The organism is Bacillus sp. FSL W8-1127, assembly GCF_038006725.1.
GTDB lineage: Bacteria > Bacillota > Bacilli > Bacillales > DSM-4216 > Bacillus_O > Bacillus_O smithii.
The window spans coordinates 454,184-467,497 of record NZ_JBBOVU010000001.1 but is presented as its reverse complement, the minus strand read 5'-3'; the positions used below and the strand labels follow the sequence as shown (position 1 = coordinate 467,497).

Genomic DNA, 13,314 nt, shown 5'->3' with positions numbered 1-13,314 from the left:
CTGTTTATTCAGACGGATTTTGTTTTTTGAAAATAATATCTTCTGTCATTTGTTCCAGTTCACTTTGCGGAATGTATGTCTCCGATAATAAATCAGGCACGATTTCCTTCAAAAAGTATTGAACGCAATTCATATCTTTAAACTCCATAATAGTGGACAAAGCTTCCTGATAAATTTCGCGGAATAGCGGTTCCGGATTTCCTTTTTGGATTTCCCCGAAAGATTCATAGAGCAAATCAATTTTATCCGCCACTGATAAAATTCTCCCCTCTAATGTATCATCTTTCCCTTCTTGAAACCGTTCCATATAGATCGATTGAAATTCTTCAGGAAATTCTTTTTCCACAAATTTCTTCGTCATTTGCGCTTCCACCTGTGAAAATAGCTCTTTCAATTCATTCGAAGCGTATTTCACAGGCGTTTTTATATCGCCGGTAAACAATTCCGCATAATCATGGTTGAGCGCTTTTTCATACAACGCTTTCCAATCTACTTTTTCGCCATGCGCTTCTTCTACCGTCCCTAAAAATTGGGCAATTTTCGTCACTTTAAAAGAATGGGCTGCAACCGAGTGCTCTTGATATTTAAATTTTCCCGGACAACGAAACAGATTTTCTAAGTCTGATAAACTTTTAAAGTAGTTGTGTACTCCCATCGTCCATCCTCCTTAAAAAGTATATTGCGAATGATTGTATCAATTTTTGTTGAAAGTTTCCACTAAAATGGATGAACCATCGAATCATTATGGAGATCGTTACCGGACCAATGCCCGTCTCATCTCGGTTACGGTGGGCGCCATTCGCCAATCTTATGGATGAAAAAAGACCGCCCTTTTCATGTTACGAAGAACATTTCGCTAAAAGGGTGGCCTCTCTTTATCGCGGGAAACAACTGCTATGATACAGCTGACCCGTTTATATGTCTTTCTTCATCAATGAAAATTAACCCAAGTTCATGGTGTTCGCCTTCATATAAAGAACTTTGGGCAAAGCGAACTTGGCCGTTCACATCATACACTTCCAATTTGCAAAATGCACGGTTGCGTTGAAGCGCTTCATAAAATTCTTTCTCGCTGTTGACTTCCACTCCGTTCGTTTTACGGATAATTTCCCCGCTTTTCAGTCCCATTTTATGAGCGGGTGTAAAGGGGAGAACCCCCAAAATCAAAACACCTTTCGTACTGGGAGTAAAAAAATGGGGCTGGCTTTTTTGCCGATTGTGGTCAAAATAGGAAATCGCCAACCGACCGGCAAAAGCAAAGATCAAGGCTGCATAGCTTATGACCGGGACCCAATGAGACACGAAGGCAAGCAATAAGGTGAGCACACCGAGCCAAATCACCTTTCTGCCCGTTTCCTTCAACGCCCTCTCCGGAATAGAAGCCGTCATCGTCCGTTCAAACCCTATTAAAAAAGGAAAGAAAAACAACGTGAATGATTGTGCTCCAATGGAAAAGAACGGCCACCAATCTAAAGAAGAACGAATATGATCAGCAGGTAGCAATAAAAACACAGGAATGAGCCACGTACGTTGAGAATAGTGAGCGCCCACCGTCAATCCCCGCGGACTTTGGACAAGTCTTGGCGAAGTGTCCCGCCAAGCATTTCGATAAATGAGAGCCCCTTCCCCTATAAGAAGAAGCCCCGCAAGAACAGAGAGCGATACAAATACGAGCGGTTCTGAAACGGTGGAATCAGCATTAGGCAAACCCATGCCAGCTGCTTTCGCCACATAATACAGAATGGCCGCACCGCCAAAAATCCATGCCGGTGATAAAAACCGGGCCCTGAAAAAGCTAAGCAGCAGAGTGGTCGTGGCTAACAGTGCGCATGAAAACCAAGACACTTCAACACCAAGAGCCAGCGTACAGGCGGAAATAATGAACCCGGCGACCAATCCGGCCGGAAGCAACATGCGCAATTCGTGGTATATATCGTATACACTGATATCAAAATCTTTCCGTTCTCTTTTTACCCGCCATAATCCAATACAGACAGAGAAGATGAAAGAAAAATAAAAAAGCGGATGGAGAAAGAGTTTTCCAAAGCCTTTTGCCAATTCAAGCAGAATATCTTGTATCAATAGGAAACCACCATCCTTTCTTCCGTCTCACCGTTTTGACTGTAATCTCATTGTATCAAATGAATGATGAAAACACATATAAAATTACACAAAGATCATAATGAAATCATAGCGGACTTCTCTTTCGCCGCAAATTCTTTTCATGAAGTTCTCCCGTCACACGTCCTGGACAATAGCGGCCAAAGGACAACCGTTTACGGCCAAAACTATTTCTATATTACATAAACCAGATATCAATAGACAAAGCCTTAAATGTCATTTAGTTTTGCCAATTTTTTCATCATCGCTGACAACCTTTAGCGCCACATTCAGCTGCAAATCATTTTTATCTTTTTTCATCGCTTCCATGATTTTAGTCTCCAGCATTTGCGCTGTCTGCTTATCAATTTGTCCGTTCACTTTTATTTGATTTTCCATTTGAAAGGCGCGAACCGCTTTTTCCGTTTGAGCGCTAAAATAGCCATCGGTCCGTCCGGGAGCGTATCCCAGTCCATCCAGCATTTCTTGGGCGTTTTTGACTTGATCGGTATTCATATCTTTCTTTAGCGGTTTTTCTATTTGAAGAGGATGAACATAGAAATAGTCAGGCTGCTTCACCACAATGTTCGGTTCAATCCCTTTATGATGAATCCAATTGCCGTTTGGCGTCAGCCATTTATAAGTCGTTAATTTAATATTGCTGCCGTCACTGAGGGGAACCGCTTGCTGAACCGTTCCTTTGCCAAATGTCTTTTGTCCGATTAAAGTATATCCTTCTGCCTCCTTCAGTGCTGCGGCTAAGATCTCAGATGCAGAAGCGCTTCCGCCATCTGTAAGGACCACAATCGGATAAGGTTTAGCTTTTTTGGTCGTTGAATAATATTCCACTTTCTTTCCGGATCGTTCTTCGATTTGCAAGTACGGCTTATGATCTGTAACGAGTTCTTTTAAAATTTCTTCAACGCTTGTCAATAATCCTCCTGGATTGCCTCGAACATCGAGTACAAGTCCTTTGATGTGTTCTTTCTCTAACTGCTTTAATTTCTTTTTAAAGTCTTTTCCCGTTTCTTCCGAAAAAGAGGTAATTTCGATATATCCTATTCGTTTTCCATGTTCTTTCTTGATTTTTCCATTCACCGTTTGAATCGGTATTTCGCCCCTTTTCACTTTAAATGTCAACGGTTTTGCCGCCCCATCTCTTCTCACTTCCAACGTGACGGATGTTCCCTTTTTTCCGCGGATTTTTTCAGTCGCCTTATATAAATCCAACCCCTCTACGTTTTTGCCATTGACTTTAATAATCTGATCGTTCGGCTTTAAACCTGCCTTTTCCGCCGGTGAATCTTTCAAGGGCGAAACGATGAATACTTTTCCGTTTCTAACGGTGATCTCAGCCCCGATCCCTTCAAAAGCAGAGTCCAAAGAATCATTAAACTGGTGAGCGGTTTCAGCATCCATATAAACGGAATAAGGGTCTTTCAAAGCAGCCAGCATTCCAGAAATGGCCCCTTCCACCAGCTGACCGCTGTTCACCTTCTTCACGTATTTTTTTGAAATCAATTCATACGCCACTTCCACTTTATGGAGTTCATCCGGAAGTTTGTAAGACGCCTCGCCTGTTTGGCCAGGCTCCCGGCTTTCTTGCGGCGCCCTCTGATCCCAAATTTTCAATCCTGCATAAGTGCTCCCTGCACCCGTTAAAAAAGAGCACGACACAAGAAGAGCAGCCCATTTTCTCTTCATCACTCATACATCCTCCTGTCCAAAAGCCTTCTCCTCTTTTTGAGGTTCGAGCTAGCCTGACGTTCGTGTCATTATCTATATTCACGGAAAGGACAAGTTATGAAGAGAAAGGTTCGGCTGCCAGAAAACATTTTTATATGGAAACTCCGGATATAACAGCCCCTAAGCTGGCATTCCTTGGTTCAAGCGCCAGTTCATTTAACACTTCAAAGCTTTGCAGGATTGTTTCCTTTTGATGCCATTGCTCTATCGTTTCCCTTGTGGCGGCGATATCATAATAATAGACTGAAGCGGTCTTGCCTGTATGTTTTATTTCGACATTTGGCTCAGATAGAGGTTGTTCCGTCAATACAACCCATTCCGTTTCAGCAGTATTGGAAGAGGTATGGGAAAAACAAGGTTTTTTCCCTACTGAAGTTTGTTTGAGAACATGAATTAAATCTTCTACCATGGCGCTTGCAGTTGGATACTTTCCGGCACCGGGGCCTTGAATGGTCACTCTGCCAATTAAGCTTCCTTGGAAGGAAACAGCATTCTCCACTCCTTCTACACCGTAAAATGGATGCGTCGACGGTACAAAGACAGGCTTGACAAAACCTTTCAAATGGCTTCCTTCTTTTTTTATATCCGCTACATGCTTTACGCGACATCGCAATTGATCGGCAATTTCTATTACTTCGCTTGTGATATGAGTAATTCCTTGCTTTTCAATCGTTTCCCAGTCAGGCTGGATTCCCCAGCCAACGTTGCTTAATATCAAGAGCTTATAAAAAGCATCGGTCCCTTCGATATCATTGGCCGGATCAGCCTCGGCATAACCTCTTGCTTGAGCGTCTTTTAACGCTTCATGAAAACTGATTTTCTTTTCTCTCATTTCCGATAAAATAAAATTGGAAGTTCCATTTAATATTCCTTGTATTTCTTCCACTTCATTGACTCTTAACAGCGCAAGCGTTTGAAGAATCGGGGTTCCACCGGCAGTCGTCGCTTCAAAACCTATTTGAACGCCGTTTTCTTTTGCTTTCTTTAACAGTTCCTGACCGTGGCGGGCAAACATGACTTTATTGGCAGTGATGACGTGGATACCTTTTTCTATTGCCATTGATAAATAAGTATGGCCCGGCTCTTCTCCCACTATAGCTTCAAATATCACTTGCAAGCCCGGAATCGCCAAAATGTCTTCAAATTGGGTCGTAACGATCACAGACTCATCTACATCCCGTTCTTTTTCCGGATGTTGAATCAAGATTCCCGCAACTTCCACTTCTTTCCCAAGCAGCTGTTTCAGCCGACTTTGATGGGATTGAATCGATTGATAAACTCCTTGTCCCACTGTACCAAAACCCAAAATGGCTGCTTTAATTTTCTCTGTCATGTTTGCTCCTCCTTCACATCAATCTAGAATGCTTTTTATTGCAACCCCTTGTTGACACTCCTCGATACAAACAAAACGGCTCTAAATCGAGTAGGAGGGAGCGATTAACTCCCGTCCTCTCACACCACCGTACGTACGGTTCCGTATACGGCGGTTCAATTAAGATAATTGACGCAAGTCTTTATAACTTCCGTGAATAGCTGTTCTCTTTATGCCAGTGGTCACTCCACCCTCCAAGAGGTCTCCCACGGGATTCACCGCTTCCTCCCTCAAGTGAGGTACTACGTTTTCTGTGTTCATCATGACTCACTGAATACCAAGGGCTATTCTCTCTTAATTGTTCGGTCCTTCTTAGTTGTTCTAGACCAACTAATACTATGACCTCTGCTGACTTCTGACGGTTCAGCTACTTATCACTAAGTAGGTTATGACGAGTACTTCACATATCCGCCAGACCTCCCCGGGTAAGTACATGCACTTTCACACCATCTATCCGCCTCATTTACTCGATATGACCTTCGACAGAAAGAGCTTTGTTTTGTTATGCAAACTCACTCAATCATACCTAGCCTTATATGAGGTTCGTGTTCCTCGGACCGGTGTTTTGCCTCCAGCTTCCTTCAGATTCCGCGTCACCACGGGCACCCTTGCTCTTGGCTAACCTCTACTTCTGTCTTCGGGGTTCGGGACTTACACCCTATAGTTCATGTACATGCCGGGCGCACATGAAAAACGTCCTCTTCTTAAGAAGAGGACGTTGATGGACTCCTCCTCTTATCTTTCAGATCTATATACAAGATCTGTAGGACTTAGCACCTTTTCAAGCAGTACTGCTTGAAGGTTGCCGGGCTTCATTGGGCCTAATCCCTCCGCCGCTCTTGATAAGAGTGAAATATTCATTATTTACAGTTTGTTGTGAATAAATGAAAAAAAGAAACTTTTGAACAAATTATAGTGAATCTATGGACTAAAGTCAATGCCCTTTTCAATGATCCACATGGTTGTGCTTGTCCATGTTCGATACGGAACAGTGCCGGACCATCGACCTTGCTAACTTAGAACGGTCGCACATTCGCACTGCAAAAGTTTTGATTTATTGTATTTCTTTTACAAACAAAAATTCGTCCCGTATCGGTATATGGTTCTCGGGATTCATAAGGGGGATTTCAGGCTTTTTCTTTCTCGCGATATTCACGGCATTCGGGATGACCTTTATACATTGATATCCTCTTTTTTGATAAAAACGGATGGCTCTCAAATTATCATTAGTCGTAATAAGTTTCATCTTCTTACAATTTTGTTCTTTAGCAAAAAGTTCAACACGATTCAGCAAAGAAGTTCCAATGCCTTTATTTTCTTCCATACTGTCCAACGATATAATTTCGCATTCATCTTTTGAAATGTAAAAAGTAATGAATCCATTGATTTCTCCTTTTAAGTTTAGAGAGACAAATCCATCCAATTCCAAGCAATCGTATGTACCGCTTGATGTCACCATTTCTGTGCTTCCCCATTGCTCTTTAAAAAATTTTAAAATGAACTCCTTCCTTACATCTTTTATTGGTTTTATCATTCATCATTCTCCTCTCCTTTGCAGTGGTTCAATGGCTATGCATTGATCGTCAAGCATTGTGCCACTCATTTCTTCCATTGAGGAAAAAGCGAGCCTATATGCAAGTTTCTTGGTGTAAAAGTCCAGTTTGGGTTATTTGTTTGAAAAGTGTTTAATGGAAAAGGGAAGACCTAATTTACTAAATAAAAGGAGTGTGACGGGTTATCTTTACTATTTGAATGGAGAAGAACCGCCTTCACTTTCATTGTAAAAGATTTTTTTGTTGCATACACACTTCATTTTGAAGATTATCAGTATTTCGAATTCCATTCGTTCGGCGATCATGTTCGCCATGATGATGAGGATTTATCAGGCCGATAGAAAGAAAAGCAGGCCCTTAAATATGTTTAAAAATGAGATCATGATAAGGCCGACATACAAACAACAGGCTGATTCAGAGAGAATGCCTCTAAAAATCAGCCCGTATAATGAAATTCAATGTTCAACCTTTTTCCAGACTTCGCGTTAAAACGCTACTGCCGGGATAGTAAGAAAGCAAGGCAATGTTTGAACACATTTAATTTTGATAACCGATTTTGTCGAAACTTTTTCCAAATGTCAAACATACTTCTTCGCAATAAGCACCTTACTAGTAACCGAAACCAACGAAAGCCGTACCAACAATAATCAACAAAATAAACAACACAACAATCAACGCAAAGCCACCTGCATAAGCTCCGCCCATCATAACACCTCCATTTGTGAGTACAGAATAACATATTCCAATTGCCCCTCAGATGCCCGGGCTCGTGTAGCTGTCCATCGATTTTTTTCAAAATGAAAAAGAGAGCCTGACATGTGTCAAGCTCTTCCATACCTTAAAAATTAATATATTTCCGTGGATTAACAGCATATCTTTTATCCGGAGTCCATGGCCCTTCATGAATTTCAAAATGAAGATGCTGGCCGGTTGATTGTCCCGTGCTTCCCATATAACCGATCACTTGTCCTTTCGAAACGTGTCCCGATTGGACGAGACGCGCGGACATATGGGCATAAACCGTCGTAAATACTTTTCCATTAATGGAATGTGAAATAAAAATACAGTTTCCATAAGAAGTAGAATAATAGGAGCGAATCACTTCTCCTGATGCGGCAGCCACTATTGGAACGTTGGAGCCGCTGTTCGCGATATCGATTCCTTCATGGAATTCAGAACCTCTAGCGCCAAACTCAGAAGAAATCACCCCGGCTGCCGGCCGAGTAAAGGCCCCAGACGAAACTTCAGGCATCGGACCTTGGCTGGCGGACTGAACGGAATGTTCATTGCCAGTTGGCTGTGGTGCTTGTGCGGCCTCTTTTTTTCGGTTTTTCTCGCTTTGAATCGCTTGTTGAATAGCCGACTGTTGAGATGCCAGCAATTCTTGTTCTTCTTGAAGGCTTAATTTATCGTTTTCAACGTCTTTCTGCTCTTTTGCCAACTGCTTCATCAACGAGTCTTTTTCCGTTCGTTTGGCATTTAAACGTGCCGTTAAATCTTTTAAATCCTGCACCATTCCTGTTAAACGGTCCAACTCTTTTTCTACTTCTTTGCGATTATTCTCTAGCTTTTCTTCATCTTTTTTTTGCTCATCCAAAATCGTTTTATCGGCGTTTACAAGAGCTGTCACCGCTGTGGCGCGGTCGATAAAATCACTAAAACTTTCAGCACCAAGCAGCACGTCTATGTAGCTAGCGCTTCCCCCGCTTTGCTGAAGTGCACGTGCCCGTTCCTTAAGCACTTCGTTCCGTTCCTGAATACGCTTTTGAATTACTTTAATTTCTTTTTTCAGATTTTCGATTTTTTCGTTTGTCTCTTTCATTTGTTTTTGTTTCTCAGCAATTTTTAATTCGGCATCTTGAGCAGCCATATCGATCGCTTTTATTTCTTTCGCCAACTTGCTTTGCTGGTCTTTTAGCTCGTTTAGTTTTTGGTCTTTTTCTTGAAGATGATGCTTGAGGTCCGCCTTTTTTTGTTCGATTTGTGTATTTTTCGATTCCAAATCTGAAATTTTGGAAGCAAAAGCGGCTTTTGTGAAGCCAAAATTGCTTCCAAGCCCTAAAGAAGCAGCCAAAGCGGCTGAAAGAACGACTCTCTTTTTCACCATAAATCCCCTTTCCCTATCATTTTTTAACGTTACAAGTATGTAGATCTAAAAAACTTTAAATTTTCAAGAAGCGGCGAACAGACAAGAAGCTTCCCCACATTCCGATAAAAACGCCGACCAATAAAATAATGGCGCTTACTTGGAACACAAAAGGCGTATAGGAAAGAATTTGGATAAAATGATCATGCACATGCGTTTGAAAATATTGATAGATTACTTTATAGACGACCGCCACAAATGCGATTGGAATGACAGAACCTAAAATTCCGATCCAAAGCCCTTCCAGTAAAAAAGGCCAGCGAATAAACGAATTGGTGGCTCCAACGAGTCTCATAATTTCAATTTCTTTTCGTCTTGAAAAGATGTTCATTTTAATCGTGTTCAAAATTAAAAACATGGCGGTGAACAATAATCCGATCAGAAGCACAAGGCTGACATTCCTTGCCGTTTCAAGCACCCGAAACAATTTTTTGATTTTCTTTTCTCCGTAGACCACTTTTTCCGTATGATCGAAATGACTGATTTTCTCAGCCACTTTTGACGTATCTTTCGGATTTTTCGTTTTGACGATGAACACATCGTAAAGAGGATTATCTTGTTTAAAAAGTTTAAATTCGTCTCCCATGTCTTTAATCAAATTTTGCAATTCTTGTTCTTTTGAGGAAAACTGGACGGATTTCACTTGGGGCATCGATTCAATTTGTTCTTTGAGCTCTTGTTCGTCTTGCTTATTGGCGTTAAGAGCAATATGCACCCTGATTTCGACGTCTTTTTCCATATCCGTGGCTGCTTTGTTCATATTAAATAAAATGATCAGAAACACTCCGACCATCAATAAAGTGACGGTCACTGCCGAAACGGATGCGAACGTCATCCAGCCGTTGCGGCCGAGGCTCTTAAAACTTTCTCGAAAGTGGCGACGCACTGTTCTAGCTTTCATATCCGTACTCACCTCGCTGCTCGTCACGTACAATCCGCCCGTTATCAATAGCAATCACCCGATGGCGGTTTGTATTGACAATTTCTTTGTTGTGAGTCGCCATGACAATCGTCGTGCCTGTTCGGTTGATTTTTTCAAAAAGATTGATAATGTCCCAAGATGTCTCAGGGTCTAAATTTCCGGTTGGTTCATCCGCGATCACCACTTTCGGACGATTCACAATCGAGCGCGCAATCGAAACACGCTGCTGTTCCCCGCCTGAAAGCTCATCGGGAAACATTCTCGCTTTATGCTTTAAGCCGACCAATTGCAGTACTTCCATGACTCTTTTTCTAATTTTTTCCGGTTCTTCTTCAATCACTTCCAACGCAAAGGCGACATTTTCATAAACAGTCAGCGTCGGCAGCAGTTTAAAATCTTGGAAGACAACTCCAATATTTCTCCTCAAAAACGGAACTTTGCTGTTTTTCAAGGTAGAAACGGTGGTCCCATTGACAATCACGGTGCCTTTTGTCGGTTTTTCTTCCCTATAAATCAGCTTGATAAAAGTGGACTTGCCTGCACCGCTCGGGCCAACGATGTAAACGAATTCTCCTTTACCAATCCTTACATTAAAACCATTGGCCGCCACTACGCCGTTCGGATATTGCTTAAAAACATCCTTCATTTCTATCATTTTAAAACCACCTAAGTCTTTTATTTCTTGTCGAATTTATGACTCTAACCCATTTTTTTAGGGAAAAATCGCAAAATCTAGCGAATTTTCAACTCAAAACTCATTATAGCATTGAATATCTTTCACTCATTGAAAATTTATGTTACATTTTGATTTCAGAATGTAAAAATAGTAGAGAAGTCCGCAACCGGCTCATGACGATATACGAAAGAATACAATCCTTTTTTCGATCGAGTAGGAGGGGGTGATTAACCCCCGTCCTCTCACACCACCGTACGTACGGTTCCGTATACGGCGGTTCAATCAAGATAAATGACGCAAGAATTCATAACGTTTCTGTAGACTTTTAAGCCCTTGGTTACTCCAATAGGAGTTTCCAAGGGTTCTGTGTAATATGGGACTTTTTGAGATTCGCCAATAACCTTTGCGACTGTTCCCCCATTCATAAGCTTTCCATTCAGGAACTCCTAGTTTTATGAGGTTGCGTATCCTGGTCTTTGAGGTCTTCCAGTTTTTCCATAAACACATCCGGAGTCTTCGTCGAATCCAGCCATCCAAATCTTCAAAGATACTCTTTGTGTCTGCTAATGCAAAATATCCACACCATCCAAGTAGATATTGGTTAAGTTTCTTAATCCGATATTCCATTGGGTATGGTATTTTTCTTGACGTGATTTCTCGCACCTTTTTCTTCATTCGTTTTAGACTTTGCTTGGCAATCCGAACTTTTGGCTCTTTTGAAGGTGTAAAACTAAATCCTAGAAACTTTCGTTTCCATGGTCGGTCAACCGCAGATTTCTTCTCGTTGACTTTTAGACGAAGTTTTCCCTCAATAAATCGTTTGACACTAGCCATGGTTCTTTCACCAGCCCGTTTTGACTTCACGTAAATATTACAGTCATCGGCATAACGAACAAATTTATGCCCTCTTTTCTCTAATTCTTTGTCTAGTTCATCTAGTACAATATTCGAAAGTAAAGGGCTTAGGGGGCCACCTTGCGGCGTCCCTTCTTCTGTCCTAGATACCACACCATTAATCATGACACCAGCTTGTAGATATTTGCGGATTAGCTTCAATAGTGGCTTTTCTTTAATAGTCTTGGCTAATGTACTCATCAGCCTGTCATGATTCACTCGATCGAAGAACTTTTCTAAATCCATGTCTACTACCCATCTATAACCATCTCTGATATAGCCTTTTGCTTTCCTAACTGCGTCATGAGCACTTCGATTTGAACGAAACCCATAACTATGTTCGGAGAACATAGGGTCATATATCCTCGATAATACTTGGGCAATTGCTTGTTGAATCAAACGGTCTGTTACGGTTGGAATACCTAGTAACCGAACACCGCCATCAGGTTTCGGGATTTCGACTCTTCATGGCTACCTTTGTTCTTTTCTACTCTTTGTAAAGCTAAAAGCATATTCTCCCGTGACAGGATTTGATTCAAAAGCATTGTTATTCTTCCTTCCGTGAATAGCTTATCTTCTTATGCCAGTGGTCACTCCACCCTCCAAGAGGTCCCCCACGGGATTCACCGTTTCCTTCCTCAAGTGAGGTACTACGTTTTCTGTGTTCAACATGACACACTGAATGCAAAGGGCTATTCTCTCTTAATTGTTCAGTCCTTCCGAATTGTTCTAGACCAATTCGTACTATGACCTCTGCTGACTTCTGATGGCTCAGCTACTTATCACTAAGTAGGTTATGAAGGCTACTTCACGTATCCATCAGACCTCCCCGGGTAAGAGTGTAATCTTTCCTTCCATCCATCTGCTTCATTTACTCTGTATCACCTTCGGCAGAAAGGGCTTTGTTTTGTTGTGCAAACTCACCCAGTGATACCTAGCCTCCTATGAAGTTCGTGTTCCTCAGATCGGAAGTTTGCCGCCCGCTTCCTTCAGATTCCGCGTCACCACGGACACCCTTGCGTTAATCTAACTGCTACTTCTGCCTTCGCAGCTCGGGACTTTCACCCTATAGATTACACCCATGCCGGGCGCACACAGAAAAAAAGCTGAGCGCTTCCATCGCACTCAGCTTTTTTCTTTTCATCCCTTTTTCCATTTGATTTTCTAGAAACAACATTGTTAAGCGTTTTATTATTTTTTATTGGCCAGCCATTCTGCCATTTTTTCGGCGTCCTTTCCTTGTACAACTTTTGGAGGCATTTGTCCACGGCCATTTTTCAGAATATTTAAGATTTCCTCTTTGCTGTATTTAGAACCAACTTTTTGCAAAGAAGGACCGACACCGCCTTTTAAATTTTCCCCATGGCAGCTAATGCACTTATTGTTGTAGATCTGTTGCGGGTCATCTCCTTTACTAGCCGATTCTTTTGCATTATCGCCATTGCCTCCACCACAAGCGGCAAGTAGAATCGATGTTCCAAGTATAAGCCCCATCAACTTTTTCATTTTTATCCTCCCTTGTGATCAGAATAGAACTCCTAAAAAATTATACCAATTTTATTTCACTTTGGAACTGTTCCACATCTCTTCCATTTCCCGATGACATCATAAACATGCAGCCAGGACATTCCTTTCCGTAAATGGTTTCTATTTCGTGAATTTCCGTTTGAATCTGATCCAAACCGATTATCTATTATTTATTATGAGCGTAATAAATGAAAAAAATCTTCCTATATAGGGAAACGAATTTCAAAAAGAAAAGGTCTGTTTCTAAAGTCAATAAAATGCCCAGGAGCACCCCTTTCTTCATGTAAAACCTTATTTCGGGTAATTATGGATGATCGCGAAATTCACTCGCTTTCCGCGGGCTCTCCGTTCCTTTACCATTTCAAATAATTCGTATTT

The 13,314-nt window shown here is 41.6% G+C and carries 10 protein-coding genes, 1 pseudogene and 1 riboswitch; all 11 genes and pseudogenes read right to left on the bottom strand.

Annotated elements, in window-relative coordinates:
* Positions 1–4 precede the first annotated feature (4 nt).
* The 11 genes and pseudogenes from NST12_RS02235 to cccB all read right to left on the bottom strand — a co-directional run bounded on the left by NST12_RS02235 (position 5) and on the right by cccB (position 12,915).
* A complete protein-coding gene (locus tag NST12_RS02235; protein ID WP_048622580.1) occupies positions 5–655 on the bottom strand; it encodes an HD domain-containing protein in 651 nt (216 codons plus the stop codon).
* Positions 656–894: 239 nt separating this feature from the next.
* Positions 895–2,082 (bottom strand): PDZ domain-containing protein, encoded by a 1,188-nt coding sequence (locus tag NST12_RS02230; protein ID WP_048622579.1) that lies wholly within the window; start codon positions 2,080–2,082, stop codon positions 895–897.
* A gap of 255 nt (positions 2,083–2,337) precedes the next feature.
* The gene (locus NST12_RS02225) at positions 2,338–3,804 is read right to left on the bottom strand and encodes a S41 family peptidase (RefSeq protein ID WP_048624361.1); all 1,467 of its coding nucleotides are present in this window, start codon (positions 3,802–3,804) and stop codon (positions 2,338–2,340) included.
* Positions 3,805–3,937: 133 nt separating this feature from the next.
* Positions 3,938–5,179 (bottom strand): homoserine dehydrogenase, encoded by a 1,242-nt coding sequence (locus tag NST12_RS02220; protein WP_327797465.1) that lies wholly within the window; start codon positions 5,177–5,179, stop codon positions 3,938–3,940.
* A 771-nt stretch (positions 5,180–5,950) separates the two neighbouring features.
* Positions 5,951–6,067, bottom strand: a riboswitch (SAM riboswitch).
* A gap of 205 nt (positions 6,068–6,272) precedes the next feature.
* The gene (locus NST12_RS02215) at positions 6,273–6,752 is read right to left on the bottom strand and encodes a GNAT family N-acetyltransferase (RefSeq protein WP_327797466.1); all 480 of its coding nucleotides are present in this window, start codon (positions 6,750–6,752) and stop codon (positions 6,273–6,275) included.
* Positions 6,753–7,380: 628 nt separating this feature from the next.
* Positions 7,381–7,479 (bottom strand): YjcZ family sporulation protein, encoded by a 99-nt coding sequence (locus tag NST12_RS02210; RefSeq protein WP_147542737.1) that lies wholly within the window; start codon positions 7,477–7,479, stop codon positions 7,381–7,383.
* A 130-nt stretch (positions 7,480–7,609) separates the two neighbouring features.
* On the bottom strand, positions 7,610–8,878 hold the full coding sequence (locus NST12_RS02205) for a murein hydrolase activator EnvC family protein (RefSeq protein WP_327797467.1): 1,269 nt from the start codon (positions 8,876–8,878) through the stop codon (positions 7,610–7,612).
* A gap of 55 nt (positions 8,879–8,933) precedes the next feature.
* On the bottom strand, positions 8,934–9,818 hold the full coding sequence (gene ftsX / locus NST12_RS02200; RefSeq protein ID WP_048622575.1) for a permease-like cell division protein FtsX: 885 nt from the start codon (positions 9,816–9,818) through the stop codon (positions 8,934–8,936).
* On the bottom strand, positions 9,808–10,494 hold the full coding sequence (gene ftsE, locus NST12_RS02195) for a cell division ATP-binding protein FtsE (protein WP_003352363.1): 687 nt from the start codon (positions 10,492–10,494) through the stop codon (positions 9,808–9,810). Before ftsE ends, ftsX begins: the two co-directional genes overlap by 11 nt.
* A gap of 303 nt (positions 10,495–10,797) precedes the next feature.
* Positions 10,798–11,954: pseudogene (ltrA, locus tag NST12_RS02190) on the bottom strand (group II intron reverse transcriptase/maturase).
* 646 nt (positions 11,955–12,600) lie between these two features.
* Entirely contained in the window at positions 12,601–12,915 is a 315-nt protein-coding gene (cccB, locus tag NST12_RS02185) for a cytochrome c551 (protein ID WP_048622574.1), read from the bottom strand.
* Between the last annotated feature and the right edge of the window lie 399 nt (positions 12,916–13,314).